Origin of the sequence: Massilia sp., assembly GCF_046293535.1 — a bacterium.
Taxonomy (GTDB): Bacteria; Pseudomonadota; Gammaproteobacteria; order Burkholderiales; family Burkholderiaceae_D; genus Telluria.
Genome location: NZ_JBKBOV010000028.1, coordinates 21,879 through 39,084 on the forward strand (window position 1 = coordinate 21,879; position 17,206 = coordinate 39,084).

The 17,206-nt window shown below is 62.3% G+C and carries 14 protein-coding genes; 5 read left to right on the plus strand and 9 right to left on the minus strand.

The window, feature by feature from the left end; translation table 11 throughout:
- Positions 1 to 14: 14 nt before the first annotated feature.
- Positions 15 to 1,643 carry an L-aspartate oxidase gene (gene nadB, locus ACK4S9_RS15305; RefSeq protein WP_409727070.1) on the minus strand — a complete coding sequence of 543 codons (1,629 nt, stop codon included), beginning with the start codon at positions 1,641 to 1,643 and terminating at the stop codon, positions 15 to 17.
- A gap of 160 nt (positions 1,644 to 1,803) precedes the next feature.
- Between nadB and ACK4S9_RS15310 the strand changes: the two genes are divergently transcribed.
- Positions 1,804 to 2,304, plus strand: a complete 501-nt coding sequence (locus tag ACK4S9_RS15310) for a pyridoxamine 5'-phosphate oxidase family protein (protein ID WP_409727073.1) — start codon at positions 1,804 to 1,806, stop codon at positions 2,302 to 2,304.
- Positions 2,305 to 2,313: 9 nt separating this feature from the next.
- On the opposite strand, the gene ACK4S9_RS15315 is transcribed toward ACK4S9_RS15310, so the two are convergent.
- Together ACK4S9_RS15315 and ACK4S9_RS15320 are read right to left on the minus strand one after the other, a co-directional pair.
- Positions 2,314 to 2,658, minus strand: coding sequence for a hypothetical protein (locus tag ACK4S9_RS15315; protein WP_409727076.1), 345 nt, complete (start codon positions 2,656 to 2,658; stop codon positions 2,314 to 2,316).
- 65 nt (positions 2,659 to 2,723) lie between these two features.
- Positions 2,724 to 3,176, minus strand: a complete 453-nt coding sequence (locus ACK4S9_RS15320; RefSeq protein ID WP_409727079.1) for a DUF411 domain-containing protein — start codon at positions 3,174 to 3,176, stop codon at positions 2,724 to 2,726.
- Between the two features lie 109 nt (positions 3,177 to 3,285).
- Here ACK4S9_RS15320 and ACK4S9_RS15325 point away from each other — a divergent pair, with 109 nt between their 5' ends.
- Positions 3,286 to 4,446, plus strand: a complete 1,161-nt coding sequence (locus ACK4S9_RS15325; RefSeq protein WP_409727082.1) for a tyrosine-type recombinase/integrase — start codon at positions 3,286 to 3,288, stop codon at positions 4,444 to 4,446.
- A 24-nt stretch (positions 4,447 to 4,470) separates the two neighbouring features.
- On the opposite strand, the gene ACK4S9_RS15330 is transcribed toward ACK4S9_RS15325, so the two are convergent.
- Positions 4,471 to 4,749, minus strand: coding sequence for a hypothetical protein (locus ACK4S9_RS15330; protein WP_409727086.1), 279 nt, complete (start codon positions 4,747 to 4,749; stop codon positions 4,471 to 4,473).
- Positions 4,750 to 5,063: 314 nt separating this feature from the next.
- Here ACK4S9_RS15330 and ACK4S9_RS15335 point away from each other — a divergent pair, with 314 nt between their 5' ends.
- Positions 5,064 to 5,936 carry a hypothetical protein gene (locus tag ACK4S9_RS15335; protein WP_409727089.1) on the plus strand — a complete coding sequence of 291 codons (873 nt, stop codon included), beginning with the start codon at positions 5,064 to 5,066 and terminating at the stop codon, positions 5,934 to 5,936.
- Positions 5,937 to 6,371: 435 nt separating this feature from the next.
- Positions 6,372 to 9,434, plus strand: coding sequence for a hypothetical protein (locus ACK4S9_RS15340; RefSeq protein ID WP_409727092.1), 3,063 nt, complete (start codon positions 6,372 to 6,374; stop codon positions 9,432 to 9,434).
- 901 nt (positions 9,435 to 10,335) lie between these two features.
- Here the strand turns inward: ACK4S9_RS15340 and ACK4S9_RS15345 are convergent.
- Positions 10,336 to 11,403, minus strand: a complete 1,068-nt coding sequence (locus tag ACK4S9_RS15345) for a DNA-binding protein (protein WP_071362777.1) — start codon at positions 11,401 to 11,403, stop codon at positions 10,336 to 10,338.
- Positions 11,404 to 11,661: 258 nt separating this feature from the next.
- Here ACK4S9_RS15345 and ACK4S9_RS15350 point away from each other — a divergent pair, with 258 nt between their 5' ends.
- Entirely contained in the window at positions 11,662 to 12,792 is a 1,131-nt protein-coding gene (locus tag ACK4S9_RS15350) for a DUF4238 domain-containing protein (RefSeq protein WP_409727096.1), read from the plus strand.
- A gap of 42 nt (positions 12,793 to 12,834) precedes the next feature.
- Here ACK4S9_RS15350 and ACK4S9_RS15355 read toward each other — a convergent pair whose 3' ends face one another.
- The 4 genes from ACK4S9_RS15355 to ACK4S9_RS15370 all read right to left on the minus strand — a co-directional run bounded on the left by ACK4S9_RS15355 (position 12,835) and on the right by ACK4S9_RS15370 (position 17,202).
- A complete protein-coding gene (locus tag ACK4S9_RS15355) occupies positions 12,835 to 13,104 on the minus strand; it encodes a PAAR domain-containing protein (RefSeq protein ID WP_409727100.1) in 270 nt (89 codons plus the stop codon).
- Between the two features lie 31 nt (positions 13,105 to 13,135).
- A complete protein-coding gene (locus ACK4S9_RS15360; protein WP_409727103.1) occupies positions 13,136 to 14,938 on the minus strand; it encodes a DUF2875 family protein in 1,803 nt (600 codons plus the stop codon).
- Positions 14,935 to 15,588 carry a DUF3274 domain-containing protein gene (locus ACK4S9_RS15365; RefSeq protein WP_409727105.1) on the minus strand — a complete coding sequence of 218 codons (654 nt, stop codon included), beginning with the start codon at positions 15,586 to 15,588 and terminating at the stop codon, positions 14,935 to 14,937. Before ACK4S9_RS15365 ends, ACK4S9_RS15360 begins: the two co-directional genes overlap by 4 nt.
- Positions 15,589 to 15,666: 78 nt before the next feature.
- Complete coding sequence (locus ACK4S9_RS15370) at positions 15,667 to 17,202, minus strand: DUF3274 domain-containing protein (protein ID WP_409727108.1); 1,536 nt, start codon at positions 17,200 to 17,202, stop codon at positions 15,667 to 15,669.
- Positions 17,203 to 17,206 lie beyond the last annotated feature (4 nt).

A 17,206-nucleotide genomic window follows, 5' to 3' on the forward strand; every position in this document is an offset into this window, starting at 1 on the left:
CGGCCGGGCGAGGCTCAGCGGCGCTCCGGCGTCAGTACGCTCGGCAAGGCCTTCGGCAGGGTGTCCGGGAAGTCGCGCGAATAATGCAGGCCGCGGCTTTCGTGGCGCGACAGCGCGCTGTTGACGATCAGGCTCGCCACTTCGACCAGGTTGCGCAACTCCAGCAGGTCGTGCGTGATGCGGAAATTGCGGTAGTACTCGTCGATTTCCTCCTTGAGCAGCGCGATGCGGTGCTGGGCGCGCTCGAGGCGCTTGGTGGTGCGCACGATGCCGACGTAGTTCCACATGAAGCGGCGCAGCTCGTCCCAGTTGTGGGCGATCACCACCTCTTCATCGGCATTGGTCACGCGCGACTCGTCCCAGGGCGGCAGCGCCGGGTTCTCGACCTTGGGCGCGGCGGCGATCTGGTGGGCGCAGGCGCGCCCGACCACCACGCATTCGAGCAGCGAGTTGCTGGCCAGGCGATTGGCGCCGTGCAGCCCGGTGCAGGCGGTTTCGCCCACCGCGTACAGGCCCGGGATGTCGGTACGGCCGGCCAGGTCGGTGACGATGCCGCCGCAGGTGAAGTGCACGGCCGGCACCACGGGGATCGGTTCCTGGGTGATGTCGATGCCCAGTTCCAGGCAGCGCGCGTGGATCGTCGGGAAGTGCTCCTTCAGGAATGCCGGGTCCTGGTGGCTGATGTCGAGGTGGACGTAGTCCAGGCCGCGCTTTTTCATCTCGAAGTCGATGGCGCGCGCCACCACGTCGCGCGGCGCCAGTTCGCCGCGCTCGTCGTGGGCCGGCATGAAGCGGGTGCCGGCGGCGGCGCCCGCTTCGGGCGGGAGTTTCAGCAGGCCGCCTTCGCCGCGGATCGCTTCCGTGATCAGGAAGGATTTCGCATACGGGTGGTACAGGCAGGTCGGGTGGAACTGGATGAATTCCATGTTCGACACCCGGCAGCCGGCGCGCCAGGCCATGGCGATGCCGTCGCCGGTGGCGGTATCGGGATTGGTGGTGTACAGGTAGACCTTGCCGGCGCCCCCGGTGGCCAGCACGGTGTGCTCGGCTTCGAAGGTGAGCACCTTGCCGCTTTCCTCGTCCTGCACGTACAGCCCATAGCAGCGCGGCTGGCCCACCAGGTGCGGCGCCCCTCCGTGCACGCCCTTGCCGGTCAGCTTGTCGGAGGTGATGACGTCGATCGCGCAGTGGTGCTCGAACAGGGCGATGTTCGGGTGCGCGCGCACTTTCTGCTCCAGCGTCACCTGCACCGCGTGACCGGTGGCGTCGGCCGCATGGATGATGCGGCGCTGGCTGTGGCCGCCTTCGCGGGTCAGGTGAAAGCCCAGTTCCGCCGAGGCGTCCCGGGTGAAGGGCACGCCTTGCTCGATCAGCCATTCGATCGCGGCGCGGCCGTTTTCGACGATGTAGCGGGTCGCCGCTTCCTCGCACAGGCCGGCGCCGGCCACCAGGGTATCGGCGATGTGCTGGTCGTGGCTGTCGCCGGAGTCGAGCACCGCGGCGATGCCGCCCTGGGCCCAGTTGCTGGCGCCGTCCAGCAGGGCGCGCTTGGAAATGATCGCAACCTTGCGCGTCTGCGCCAGGTGCAGGGCCACCGACAGGCCGGCCAGACCGCTGCCGACAATTGCGACGTCAAATTTCATGGGAATATCAGGTTTGTACAGAGGCATCACTATAGTCGATTTGGCTAGATCGCGTCAGGGTGGGACCACGGGGTCAAGGGCGGGACATTGTTCGCGCACGCACGGATGGGGCCTGGACGCCGCGCTAGGATCGCCACTTCATCAACCCGAAAGGAACGTCATGTCAGCTCAGAATGCCCAGGCGCACGCTGCCGCGCTGTCCGAGAAGATCGGCTCGATGCGCTTTGCCATGTTCACCACGCGCGACCAGAACGGTCACCTGGTCAGCCAGCCGATGACCAATCAGCAGGTCGACGACGAAGGCGGCCTGTGGTTCTACACCCGCAGCACCACCGAACTGTGGGACAACATCGCGCACCAACCGGAGGTGAACGTCAGCTTCGCCGATCCCGACAACAGCACCTGGGTCTCGGTCAGCGGCCGCGCCGAACGGGTGGTCGAGCGCGCCCGCATCCACGCCTTGTGGAACCCCATGGTGCAGGCCTGGTTCCCGTCCGGCCCGGAGGACGAGCACGTGGTGCTGGTGCGGGTGACGCCGCACGCGGCCGAATACTGGGACGCGAACGACAGCAAGATGGTGCGCATGTTCGCGATGGCCAAGGCCGCCGTGACCGGCACCACGCCCGACGTGGATGCCGACCACGGCACCATCCGGATGTAGGAGGCCAGCCTAGCGGGCCGGCGGCAGGTCGGCTTCGCTCTGATTGCCGCCCGTCTCGGGCGTTCCCAGGCCGGTGCCGGTGGATGCGGCCTGGTTCGGACGGGTGTCCTGCGGGCCGCGCCCGATGTTGGTCATCGCGCTGCCTTCGGCCTCGGCGTGGCCGGCGGAGGCGGAGGAGGCGCCGCCCGGCGCATTGGCGGTCGCGCCGGACTGGTTGCGGCTCAGGCCATCGCCGCCGCTGCCTCCGGTTTCCTGCTGGGTTTCATGGGTGGGTGTGGCGCCTTGCTGGCCGCTGGTCGTGCCGCCGACGCCAAGCGTCGTCGACGGGTCCTGCTGCGCTTGCTGGTTGCTCATGTCGGTCTCCCTCGATGCTGGAGACCATTATGCCGGCGCCGCCCGGTCGCCGGCGCAAGCCTGGTTCACTCGTAGCGCTTGTAGACGCTGTGCTTGCCGCCATCCTTGACCAGCAGCACCTCATAGGGGTCCTTGCGCGAGCCTTCCATGCCCGGCGACCCCATCGGCATGCCGGGCACGGCGAGGCCACGCGCCTTGGGTTTTTCCGCCAGCATGCGCTTGATGTCGCCGGCCGGCACATGGCCCTCGACGGCATAGCCGCCGACGCGGCCGGTATGGCAGGAAGCATACTCGGCCGGGATGCCGAACTTCTCGCGGTAGTCGGACGGATTGGCCACGTTCTGGGCCTTGACCTGGAAGCCGTTCGCTTCGAGGTGCTTGATCCATTCCTTGCAGCAGCCGCAGTACTCGGTCTTGTACACCTCGATCACCGGCTGGGCGGCGCTAGCCGCGAGAGGCAGGGAGAAGAGGGTGGCGGTGGCGGCATGGCGCACGAACTTGGAAAAGCGCAGGAACATGGTGACTCCGGGATCGGGTGGGAACAAACCCCCATTATGCCCCAGGAGAAGGCTTGGTGGCCCGGCCGCGCGATGTTATACTGTACATAAACACAGTATCGCTTCGACCATGCCCAGCTTCCTTCCGATCGACCTCGACCCGCTGCCAGAAGACTCGCCCTTGCGCCTGGCGGCCAGCGCGCGCGGCGCCGTGTTCCGCGCGATCGGCGACGAACCGGTCACGGATGCGAAGAGCGATGCCGAACTGGCGCGCGAATACATCGGCCAGGGAGAGCTGAGCCCGAAATCCATCGCCAACACCCAGAAGGAACTGTACCGCTTCCTCACCTGGTGCCGCGAAGAGGCGGGCAAGAACTTTCAGCAACTCACGGTGGCCGACCTGAACGCCTACAAGGAATTCATCCGCAACCCGCCGCCGGAATGGATCTCCACCACCAAGTGGCCGCGCAAGGATCCGCGCTACCGGCCGTTTTCGGGTCCCTTGTCCGATGCCAGTCGGCGCCAGGCCATGATCGCGGTGAAGGGCCTGCTGGGCTATGCCGAGCAGACCGGCTACCTGCGGCGCAATCCGGCCAGGCTGGTGCGCAACGTGCGGGCCAGCCACGCCAGCCGCGTCACCCGCTACCTGACGCCGCAGGCGATCGCGCATGCGCTCGACGCGGTGGCCGCGCGCGTGGCCGACACGCCGGCCAGCATCCGCCAGCGCGAGCGCGACCGCTTCCTGCTGGTCGCGTTTGCCCAGACCGGGGCGCGCCTGAACGAGATCGTGGGCGCGCACATGGGCGCCATCTACAGCGAGGGCGACGGGCGCTGGTGGCTGGACGTGATGGGGAAGGGCGCCAAGCCGCGCCGCCTGCCGGTGCCGCCGGCGATGCTGGCCGCCTTCCGCGACTACCGCCAGGCCTTCGGCCTGCTGCCGCAGGCGAGCCGCACCGACCGCACCCCGCTGGTGCTGTCCAGCCGCAGCAAGGAAGCGCTGCGCATCACCGACGAAGCGGCCTCGGAAGCGCTGAAAGCCGTGTTCGTGGCGGCCGCCGACCGCGCGCTGGCGCAGGGCGACGCCGACAGCGCGGCGGCGCTGCGCCAGGCCTCGACCCACTGGCTGCGCCATAGCATGCTGACCAACCACGCCAACAGCGGCGTCCAGCTCAAGACGCTGCAGGACACGGCGGGGCATGCCAACATCGCCACCACCGCGGCCTACCTGCACAAGCGCGACCACGAACGCCACGACGAGATCATCGGTTCGGGCGCCAAGCTGGTGCCTTGAGCCGCAGCCGAGGGGAGGGCGGTCTCAGATCGGCAGTTCGGACTCGCCGCCTGCGGAGCTGCCAAAATCCTGCAGGGCGTCGAGCGACAGGCGACGCTCGTTGAGGGCAGAGACGATGGCTTTGAGCTGTTCCGGGTCAGGGTTGAGGTAGACGATGCGCTGCTCCAGCTCATTGTCCCAGTACTTCGTGTACGGCACGTCGGTCTCCGCCATCACCTTGGCGTCGAAGCTTCCGTCCATCATTTCGCCAACCAGGGTGACCTTGGCCGAATCCGGCGTCGTGTTCTTCACGGTAATGCCCATGCTCATCCTTTCGAGTGATCAGTTCGCATAGACGCATTCTTACCCACGTGGAGCAGGGGTGCAAACGGCCGAACGCCTGCCGTGCGCGGGGTCGGCCCGGCGCCACCCTGGAGCCCCTGAGGGAAGCCCGGCAAAAGCCGCCCAAGGTTCAACACATGGAAAGTCCATGCCAATAGAGTTGCTCTCGTAGCATAACCGTACTACACTTCACTCGACATTAGCATATATAATGTCGAGTTGAGTTCGAGCGGCCGATGTATCATTGGCCGTTGCCCTAGAAAGGTCGCTTCTCCACATTCTTCAAGGACATCGTCATGCAGATCGACCGGATCACCGACGGCGCGCAGGCGCACCGCAACGAGGACTGGGCCGGCAGTTTTTGCACGTCGCACACGACCGAGCTCGTCGTCATCGACGGCGGCACCTCGGTCGCCGAGCGCGATTACGTCGCTGAGCGCGAGGGCGACGTGGTCTGGTTCGTCGCACGGTTCGTGGCCGCGCTCGGTCCGGCCATCGACGCCGGGCTCGGCCAGCGCGAAGCCACCCACAGCGCCATCGATGAGGTTCGCCGCGAGTTCCTGGCACGCTGCGCCGGCCAGCAAGTGCCTTTGTACGCCTGGCCGATTGCGGCACTGAGCTGGGTGCGCGTGCAGCCCCATGGCGACGGCTACCGGCTGGAACTATTCTGCCTGGGCGACTGCAAGGTCTTGCTGCGCCGGCCCGGCGGCGAGATCCTCGACCTGGATCCCTTCGTCAATCCGCAGGAAGCCATCCTGCGCGCCGAGATCGGGAAACTCGAGCGCGAGGGTGTCGACGACGCCGCGGCCCGCCAGGCCCGCTTGCTCCCCATGCTGCGCGCCCGGCGCGAATACCAGAACACCGTGGCCAACACCAACTCCCTGTGCCTGAAGCCGAACGGCGGCTTCGGCGCGCGCACCGCCACGTTCGAGGTGCCGGCCGGATCCGCCGTCATGCTCATGAGCGACGGCTTCTACCGCCTGGTGGATACCTATGCGCTGCACACGCCCACGAGCCTGTTCTCGCTGTGCCTGCAGCAAGGACTGCCGGCCGCTCTCGCGCAACTGCGCGAGCACGAAGCCACGGCCAGGGCTGCGCGCATGGCTGTGGTGAAACGGGCGGACGACGCATCGGCGCTCCTGTGGCGCAGCGATAGCCCAGGCGTCTGACCCTGCCGGCGACCGTCCGGCCATGCCCCGTCGGCAGGTGCGGCAACGGCGCGAATCGGCAGCTCGGCTCTGACTTTGGGTGGAACACCCGCACCAGTCGCGACGACCGCCGTCGATTTAGTTGTGTCTGTACAACATGTTGACATATCTGACTAAAAAGTTAGTAAGAACACCATTGCCTAACGTGTAATCAAAAGCGTCGAACACGCGCATATCTTCCGTACATCTACCGAAGCCCGCCCGAAGCGTGCTTCCAAGTATGCATGCCTTGGAATATTTATTTTCCGGGCAACCCCACCGCCGTCAAGTATTTACTAAATACAATCGTTAAATCTTTCTTAGTCCAAGCAGACCTATCCGGCTGTAACTGGCTGAAGGAGGAGTCCAGCCTGCTGCCGACTCGGCGGCGGGATCACAAACGATAGGAGATAGTTCATGGCAGTAAAAACGAAACTGGCCCGCTCGCTCGCCCTCGCATTCGGGGCAACCGCGCTGACGCTGGGCATGAGTTCGACCGTGCTGGCCCAATCGAACACCACGGGTAACGTGTACGGCGCGGTGGAGAGCCCGGCCGGCGCGACCGTCGTGGTCGAAAACCTCGACACCAAGCTGCGCCGCACCGTGTCGGTCGAAGGCAATGGCCGCTTCCTGGCGACCTCGCTGCCGCCGGGCCGCTACTCGGTGCAACTGGTGCGCAACGGCAGTGTCGTCGAAAGCCGCGAAGTCGAGGTGCTGATCGGCCAGGGCGCCGAAGCCGTGTTCTCGACCCAGCAGGTGCAGATCGTCGGCCGCCGCCGTGCGATCGACGTGACCAACACCAACAACGGCGCCATCTTTACTGCCAGCCAGCTGGAAAAACTGCCGATCGCGCGCAACGTCGAGTCGATCATCCTGATCGCCCCGAATACCACCCAGGGCGACAGCCGCTACCCGAACGGCGCCAACAGCTTCGGCGGTGGCGCGGTGTCGGAGAACTCGTACTACGTGAACGGCTTCCCGGTCACCAACCCGCTGACCCAGCTGGGTTACATGGAACTGCCGTACGGCGCGATCGGCCAGGCCCAGATCCTGACCGGCGGCTTCGGCGCCGAGTTCGGCCGCTCGGTCGGCGGCGTCGCCAACATCACCACCAAGAGCGGCACCAACCGCTGGGAAGTGGGCGGCATCGTGCAGTGGGATCCGAAGAACCTGCAGGCCAGCCAGGTCGATATCTACTATCCGGTGCTGGGCGCGAGCAACACCGCCGCCACCGACGGCACCCTGTACCGCCGCCGCTCCACCAACGAGACCGACCGCAAGTTGGTGGGCGTGAACGTCGGCGGCCCGCTGATCCAGGACAAGCTGTTCTTCTTCGGCTCGCTGGAACAATCGCGCACCGATTTCTCGGGCACCAATGCCGTAACCGGCCTGCGCACCAGTACGTCGGCCGCCGGCCGCGGCTGGGAAGAGTCGGAAACCGACACCACCCGCTACCTGGTGAAACTCGACTGGAATATCAACGACAACCACCGCATCGAGTACACCGGCTTCGGCGACACCTCGAAGAAGGACAAGTACCTGTCCGGCTACAACTACGCCACCGGTGCCCGCAACGGCACCATCGGCGCGAGCGAACACTACAAGAACTTCTCGGGTGAGACCCCGGTCGGCGGCATCGTCAACATCGCCAAGTACACCGGCAACCTGACCGACGCCCTGACCATCACCGCGCTGTACGGCAAATCGACCACCAAGCACGAGAACACCTACGGTACCTATCCGGGCGTGAACCCGAACGTGTACCAGGTCTCGTCCAGCCCGTCCACGCGTGTGCCGGAAATCGCCGCCAACTACGTCAACCCCAACCCGGTCAGCGGCAACGTCCCGGTGACCGGCGGACGCGACACCGTCGAATCCGCACGCCTCGACCTCGAGTACCGCATCGGCAACCACACCCTGCGTGCCGGTATCGACGAAAACCGCCTGAGCTCGGAAGACGCGGGCGTGTTCCGCGCCGGCGGCGGCCTGTGGACCTATGGCTTCACCAACACGCCGAACACGCCGATCACGCTGCAGAACGTCCAGGTGAGGACCGCCAGCGGGGGAGGTTACGGCGTCCGCGGCTATTACGTGACCGAAACCAAGTTCACCTCGATCACCGACGCCTACTCGGACCAATCGGCCCAGTACCTCGAAGACCGCTGGCAGGTCACCAAGGATCTGCTGCTGACGATCGGCGTGCGTAACGAGCAGTTCGAGAACCGCAACGGCGACAAGCAGAAGTTCATGGACATCAAGGACCAGGTCGCGCCGCGCTTCGCGGCTTCCTGGGACGTGAACGGCGACTCGTCGTTCAAGGTGTTCGGTACCGCCGGCCGCTACTTCGTGCAGGTGCCGACCAACATCTCGGTGCGCGGCGCATCGCGCTCGCTGTTCACCACGCAGTCCTTCACCTACACCGGCGTCGATCCGGCCACCGGCGCTCCGCAGGGCCTGGTGCCGCTGGCGCCGGCGCCGTTCTCGACCAACAACGAGTACTTCCAGTACAAGCACCCGAGCACCGTTGCCGCGACCAGCCTGAAGCCGACCTACCAGGACGAAATCACGCTCGGTTTCGAGCGCGCGCTGTCGCGTGACATGACCTTCGGCGCCCGCGCCACCTACCGCACGCTGCGTTCGACCATCGACGACATGTGCGACGATCGACCGTTCAAGGCCTGGCTGGCACGCAACCCGACCGTCGACACCAGCAAGTGGACCGGTTTCGGCTGCGCAGCCTTCAATCCGGGCGAGGACAACACCTTCCTGGTCGACTTCGCCAATACCGGCAGCAACCTGACGGAAGTCAAGCTGAGCAAGGCGGACCTGGGCTTCGACGACGCCAAGCGCACCTACAAGGCGATCGACCTGTTCCTCGAGCATCCGTTCCGCAATGGCTGGTACGGCCGCGTGAACTACACCTGGTCGAAGAACGAGGGCAATACCGAAGGCCAGACCCAGTCGGACATCGGCCAGCTGGACGTGTCGCACACCATCAGCTGGGACAAGCCTGAACTGATGCGCGGCAAGTACGGCCCGCTGCCGAACGACCGCCGCCACCAGCTGAAGGCCTTCGGCTTCTACCAGGTCACGCCTGAGTGGATGGTCGGCGGCAACCTGCTGGCGCAGTCGGGCCGTCCGAAGAACTGCCTGGGCGCCGACCCGACCGTGCCGGCCGCACACAGCTACGGCTCGTACTACGCGACGTGCTTCGGCCGCCCGGCGCCGCGCGGCTCCGAAGGCCGTCTGCCGTGGACCACGCGCCTGGACGTGAACCTGGCCTACATGCCGGCCTTCCTGCCGGGCCTGACGGCGAAGGTCGACGTGTTCAACGTCGCCAACCGCCAGACCGTGCAGTCGGTCTCGGAAATGCTCAACAGCGGCTCGACCCAGACGCTGCTGGACAGCTACGGCCGCGTGCTGTCGACCCAGACGCCGCGTTATGCGCGCTTCACGGTCGAGTACAACCACAAGTTCTAAGCTTCAAGCAGCTTGTGTGAGGGAAGCCGCGGACCCAGGTCCGCGGCTTTTTTTCGTTCATGGCGTGATTCGGGGCATGGGGTGGGCGGACTGGCGTCGATGAGCATCGGGAGTGCAAGGGTGGTGCGCGCACACATATCGCATTTGACATAATATAGATTATGCGAAGTACGGCGCGTCGCATGAAACCGGGTCTGAAGGCCTATTAGGCTTAGCGCCCGCCTGAGCGCTCCAAACTAATTCTATGCACGATCTTTCGATTTTGCGGATATTTGCGGGAAAAAGGTTGATTCCGCCTCAAGTACTCACTTTTAGTTTAACTTGGCTCGTCGCCTCCAGTCTTTTATCGCTTCGTGGCGATAGTTTTAGTTTCGAGATTTTTTCTAAAATTGACTTGGTGCACCCTGCGCACGAGTAATCACTTTAATTCTGCCTTATACGCATATGATTAATTGTAAATAGGTGACGGAGTACTTTAGTACAGTTGTCTGGACTAACGACGCAAAGTACGGTGAAAGCAGTCTCTAGACGCTTTTACCTCCTGTTTATACGTCGTGATTAACTTCCTTTCCCGACCATCAGATCGGGCGATAAGGATGTTTTCGAAATCGACTGGGAGGGTCGTCGACTCCTTTCCCAGCAATGCAGAACGTTACGGGGGAGCACCGCGATGGTTGTTGTCTTGCGGAACAGTCATACACCTTCCTTTCATTGGGGTTAAGCAGAGCGGATACATGAATTGCTGATCTTAACCATATGGCAACTCGGACTTGCGATGGAATGACCGTTTCGACAACTGAAAACGGACGTTTTCAGCGGCTCAGTGCCGCGGGCCCTCCTCTGAGAAGAAATAGACCAAGCGCTTAAAACTTCTTGTCTTCGTTCCCTGTATCCGACGCATTCATGTAGCTGGCTTTGCTTTAGACCTGCGCGCGGCGCTGATTTCCCCCTGTCGACTTGGTTTGGAGACACGTTTGGACGTAGACGGGCGACGATTTAGCTGCTCACGAAGCACCTCCGCGCGAGCTCGCTCGACCGCGATTTGCGAGGTCAAATCCGATGTAATGGATTGCAATTGCTCGACCTTGTCTCTAGCAATATTCCTCTCATTGGTAGCTGCTTTCAGGTTATCTTTGAGCGCGGAAAAGTCTCTGTCCCGCTTCGCCCCTTCGATCTGCGATTGCGTCAGCTCGGACTGGAGTCGCTGCAACGATGCCGCAGACAGGCTCCGCTCTGACTCAAGGGCCTTCTCCATTTTGTTCACGGCCGTGCGTTCACGATCAATTTCGACCAGGGCGCGATGTTCCAACGCTGCGTAGCGCTCCTCGGCTTGCGCAATCCGTGCCGTAACTCGCTCAATTTCCGCAGCGTGTTCGGCACGGATTGCCTGAAGCTGCCGCCCGGCTTCCGAAACAGCTTGGCGAGCATCAGCTAGCTTTGCATTCATCTCGGCAGCTGCCGAAGCACTAACAGCCGCTTCTTCACGCAAGATCGCGTTTTCTCGCGAAGCAGCCTCCAGTTTTGCAGAAAGCACCTGCAGTTCTCGATCGGCGTTATCGAGTTGATCCTGGACAGTCTGTTTATCTCGAAGCGCCAAGTCACGTTCGTGTGCCGTAGTCTGCCGAAATTCGTCGAAAGACTGATTCGCCGAGGCCTGAGCCGAGCTCCAGAGCTTCGATACTAGGTCGCCGGCAGCCTGCGCCAGGTCGTTAGGCAGACTGGGTTGCCCCAGCTCTACTTTGCCTGACCGGCGTAGGTCGCCCCAGAAACCGCGCAGCGCTTCAGTTGGAGCCGACATGCTCCCTTTACGGACTAGCTGATACAGCTTATTCGCCGTCGGTGTAATGCCGTATCGGAAAAACATGACGATGCACACCTCCCTATAGAGGTCAGGGGTGCGTGGATACGCAGCCCGCAGGCTTTCCACGTCCTCCTGCAGGGCAGTGTCCAGATCGTTTCGCTCTAGCATAAGGCTCTCCTGATTGCGCAATATTACTACATAATACGTAATAATTTGGGTCCCCTACCCTGAAAATATGACATTATTCTTATAATGTCAGATGTCTAACAGGCCTATACGGCCGTCGTTGTCGCTCCACGTATTGACGAAAAATCTTCCGATTCTTTGACTTTTCAGGTTCTCACGCGCAAGATTTAGGACAAGCAACTCTGTCAGCGTCTTATGCCACGCCGTGCAAGCGTAGTCCGACAGCGCAGTGGAGAAATCGTGAATCTCAACGACATCGTTTCAGCTACCAAAGCCCTTCTGCCCCAACTCCGCGTAGCGCCTACCAGGTTCCGCGCGTATCGCCTGGGGTGCGCTGGAGCCTCGTTTTCGTACTTCGACGGCAGCACATTCACACTCATCGAAGCGCGCGTGAACGATACCAACCGAGCAAGCATCGCAAACGAGCTGAAGATTTGCGGGAAACGACATATCAACGTCCTGCACATCACCAGTTGGGATCGCGATCATTGCAATCTGTCCGAACTTCGCGAAATCCTCGATGTGTGGCGCCCGACGCGCGTGGAATATCCCGGATACGAACCGGCTACCAACTGCGGGACCGCCTGTCGTGACCTGATCCGAGAGTATGTTCGCCGCGCGACGGTCCGGATCAGTGCCATCGCGTACACGCCGTCCCCGGCCCGGCTGCTGGAGCGCTTACAACATTGGAACGAGACCTTGCAGTCCGATGTCGACGAGATTACGCGCGATGCGGTATACAAACTGGAGGAGTCCAAGCGCACCGGCGCCCCCATTCCAGTCGAAGAACCGCACCCTGACGCAGAAATGTTCCCGGTGAATACGCGGATTGAAATCGAGCCTGGAGAAGAAGCTGGCCTTCTGCGCGTCGAAGCAACGGTGGGGCGTAGCCTTTGGTTATGGAGTCTCAGGCACTTGCTTACCAGGACGCTAAACGTCCTGCACCAGCATCGCTGGACAATTCTTCGTAGCCCGCCAGGCGTCGAATGGCTAACGAGCGATAACCCTGTCGTGCGACTCAACTATCACGATGCACAGCGCTACGACTTTAAGGGCGGCTGGAACAGTAGGGGCACAGTAATCTTCATGCCCTTAAGCCCAACCCATCTCATGTTCACGCAAATTGGCCCTGAGCCACGCTTGCAAAGGGGGACTGTTGTGTCGTCGGACTTCGCGATGCAAATACAAAAAATCACGGTGGAGCACGCCCATCGCTATGTCTTCGGACGATCCTCTGATGCACGCGCCGCACTGTGGCGGCCTCGCAAAGTCGACGCGCGAGCATTCCAAGCAGAGGCAGAGCAATGGAAATCATGGAACGCTGACCAGTCCAGAGCGGAACGCGAAATTTTCAGGGGGTGGGGAACCTAGCGGCCGGCACTTTTCGCAAGCACCTAAGGATAGCTTGCCGCCCTACTCGGCCATACTAAAGTGCTTGAAGGATGAGATAAGCTTGGCGCCGCAACTGAGGCTGTCGCCGTGGAAGGCGATTTGCTTCCCGTTGATGAGGTGATGAGGCGAGCCAGTCGTAATCGTGCAATCGCTGTGACCTGGCAACGGGCAGCTGCAGGGGTCTCCAACGCACGCCACCGGTACGCCGTGAACCTTGAGGTTGGAGGCCCCGGCACTGACCACTTTCCCGCCGTGAGAGGTGCCGTCCCCTAGCCGGATGACGTTTCGCATTGGTTTGCTCCTATCTATGCCAGTTTCGGGATCACTGTGCGTCGCCTTCCTGTAAAACCTCACCAACCTTCGGCGCCTTGTAGTTCTCCGGATCGATCGCTGGCTTGACCTCGTGCTTGAACACGTTCCAGTGTTCCTGCGCCTTGCGCCGCTCCTCGGTCGGCGGGCTGATGAAGACAATGCTGGCCCCGGTCGGGTCACGCAAGTTGATGGCGGCCGACGGTCCGCCTTCGATGTAACTGCCCATTACGCCGATCGCCATCTGCATGAAGAAGCTCGCCGCCCTGGTGTTCCCTAGCCTCCTGTCCGTGTTGATGAACTGGGCGGTCTTGCCGGTGTCGATTTCCGGTCCTCCCTGCGCCGCGTATCGATGCAGTACGCCTTCCATCGCCACCAGGTGGTCGACGATATTGTCGAAGGCCGCGATGATCCTGGCCGGCCCTTTTCCCCGCTCGGCATCCGACAGGGTTTGCAAGACCTTGTGCCAGCCGGTTTCCAGCAGCTTCTGGCGCGCGTCGCGCCGGCTTACCGGCTTGCCCTGCTCGTCCTCGAACTTGACGAAGACCGGGCGGTGGATGAATCCAAGCGACGGCAAATTGTCGAACGCCTTCATCTGTTCGCGGTTCCACGGAAGCGGAAACCACGGCGTTGGCTTCCAGTCCTTCGGGGGATGGTTGGCCCAGCGCTTGAATGCGTCGACGAGCGGACTGCCGTCCTTTTTGTCGAAGACCGGGCGCGTGGCGAAGGCGGCTGCTGCTTGCAACCATTCCACCACCGAAGGTTGACGATTATTGCTGAATTTCTCGGTATGGGTGGTCCTCTCTGGCTTAGGGACGTCCTGCATAAGTTTGAAGTACATACGTCGCAGGTTCTCTTGCAGGTAGTCGTTGTCCGGGTCGTCCCATACGTAGGGCCGCAGCGGCTCGACCCGCTCGCGCCGGGCCAGCACGAACACGGCGGTCGCGTCCGGCCGCTCTGGAATGTAGTAGCCATCTTTCACGAGCGTAGGCGTGCCGGGGCGGCGATTGCTGTCGCGTGTGGCCATGTCGTCATTGGACAACAGCACTAGGTAGGGCAGATCGGGGTACTTGTCGATGAACGCGAACGCCTGCTCCAGTAGCTGGTCCGGACGTTCGCTGAGCTGCCAGGGTCCGGTCACGAAGAGGTGCCAAGCCATGCCAGTGCCTTCGGCGCCGGCGGCCAGTCCCGCTACCGGCTGGATATCGCAGGGTTGATGGCCGGGGTTTTCGGTCGGAATGCCGGCATACATGCTCGGCACGCCCCAGAACATCGGAGACGGTTCGACACCGTTCTCCAGTGCGTCCAATGCCCGGCTTCCCGAATCGCCAATCTTGTCATTTCCTGCCCACTCATACTTCTTTGGGTCTGTCTCGCGTATGCTGCTGTGCGGACTCCCTCGTTGAAGCGCATCCCACAACTTGCCCTGCCGGTACTTCTCGTAAGTGACGCCCAAGCCCAGCACCTCGAGCACGTATTCGCGGCGAGTCTTCTCGATGCGCGCGGCAGCTTCCTGGTCCTTGAGCTGCTGCGTCTTATGCCGCCATTCCTGCTCGCGGGCATTCGCGGCGAACGAATCCTTGACCCATTTGCCTCCGAACAGGACCACGATCAGCAGCAAAGGCACGCCGAACCAGCGTATTCTGTCCATCGTCGTCTCCACCTCAACATTAGCAAGCTCCGGATGCAGCACGAAGTATTCAAACGCGACCCACAGCACGAACAGGAGTGGAAACGCCACCACTGCGCCCAAGACGTATTTCCAGGCTGTCGGTCGCCGAAATTCCCCTGGGTCTGCGAGCGCGTCGCTGTTCATGATTTTTCCTTCGGCGGAGTCGCCTGGCTCACGCGCTTGCCCGTGGTCGTTTCCGAGACTACGATCTCCCACAACCTGCCCGTCAGGACCGGCAGACATTTCGGAAGCGTGCCGTCGCTGTAGTAGTCGACGTTGCCCTCGATGATCTGCCGGCGCCAGTCGGGTTCGCATTCGAAGTAGTCGCTGAAGAGCTCCAGAAACTTCGGCCACATGAGAATGCCCTTGCGGAATAGGCCCCACGGCGCCGGCTTTTTCAACCGCCAGTCAGCCACGGCACACAGGTAAGCGTGGAACTTCGGATGAATGGACGCCTTGCCACTGCCGATTGCGACGTCATACGCGGTCACATTGCGGTGGTTCGCCGGGCTGTCGTAAATCGCGCTATGGAATGACTTCTCACCCAGCTCGTGTTGCCAACGCTTGCGCGCGGCATTGGGACTTTCCATCACATATGCCACCACCGTGCCGTCGGTCCTGCGGCTGGCACTGAGAATCGTGTAGCTGTTATCGGGACTAACGTCGTTTGGATGCTTCGCTTCGTTGTAGACTGCTTGCATCCGTTGACACTCCAGCTTCGATAACCTTCCAGGCTTGGTATCAACGCGTGCAGCGGCCACCGCGGGAGACAGCTCTTCCAGTTTGGTATCCATGCCACCGGTCGCGGTAACCGCGATGGCTGCAGTTATCGGATAGACTTCCTCGCTCGGTCCCCTCTTGTTCAATGGGGCCTAGGCCAGACGCGAGCTGGCCGGAATCATGTCCGGTGCGATCTGGTTGCCCCGCAGGTCGGCCTTGTACGGTGGATGCAGCGGCTCGCCGTTGATCCGGCGGATACCCCACCTCTGCGCCTCGGGTTTGTCTGTCTGGTTGATTGGCCACGTGGCCACCGGGAGCTTTTCGCGCAAACTGCGCGCGCTCGCGGCGACGTGTGCATGGCCGTCTTCGTCCTTGATGCATAGCGCAAAATCGTGGGGTGGCTGTCCTATCAGTACCGGAACGGTTTTCCCGGTGCGTGGATCAAGCCGATGCTTCGCAGTAAACACCCTTTGAAAGAAGCCGGTCCCGAGTTCGTCCATAGGCTTGCGGGTGAAGATTGTGTGCCGGGGCTGATAGCCGGCCTTGCTCACCGCGTAGCCGGATTGGACCAGCGGCCTCAACGAGACGGTGTGGAGATAGTCGGGCACCCCCTGCCAGCCGATGCCGCGCATGTTATCCAGGGGGACCGTCATGTCTTCCGGGCAGAAGTAGAGGTACACCTTCCCGCGGTTGTCACGGTCCCCTTCGGGTTGCCAGCAACTGGCAACCATGCCACCGTTGTCACTCTCGTTGATCTTCGAAAAGGCTGGAGCGCCCGCCTTGGACTTTGCCACGCCGGCCACGATGTTCACCAGCGTCTGCAGCCTGGCGTGCATGCTCTGGCGACCATCGAGCAACTCATAGTCGGCCTCAGTCATCGCCGCATCCTTACCGCCACGGAAGAAGGTCAAGCCCTTCATCATGAGGCTCATTTCCTCTTCCAGACTGTAGGGCGGGTGGGTCAGAATCAAGGTGTCGGCCGTACGTTCGCCTCGCTCCATCAGAAGAGCTTGCGCGAGAAGGCTCAGCAGGCAGCCTTGACTGTGTGCGACGATACTGACCGTGTCCTTCGGCTCGAACTTGCGGATCATGCTAATCAGAGCCGCAAGGCGCATTGCTGCCAGTACCATGTACATGCGCCCTGGCCCGGTCCTGATTGGCCTGAGCGCGTCGCCTACCGGGTCGCCAGCCGCGTAGACGCCGCGGTTCCACATGTCCGGCAAGGTCGCGGTCGCGTTGCCGAATGGGCCGCCTCCCTTGGACAGGTCCTTGTCGAGACGGGTATCGTAGCGGTCAGTCTTCTGGCCGTGGACAGTCCTTGTCTCGAGGCGAAGTTCCCTGTAGCCCCAGTAAAACGGGATCACAGGGCTATCGGTGTCCGGTGTCGGTTTGCGCTTGAAGAATACGTCGTCGGGATCTTGTTCCAGTTTTTCCTTCTCCGTCTTGGTCGGGAGCCTGTATTCAGCGGGCTTGAAGTAGCGGAACAGTCGGTCTTGCAATCCGCAGCAGAGGCCCTCCTCCGCCGCGCTGTAGCCCATACCAACATCGTTGACGCCGTGAACGAGGATGATATTGCCGGGCAGTTCACGCGGCACTTCAATCACTTTATCCCTGACGCGGCTGCACTGGAGAACGGCGCTCTCACGTTTGGCGACATACTCGATCTTCGGATAGGGCTTCTCCGCCATGTCT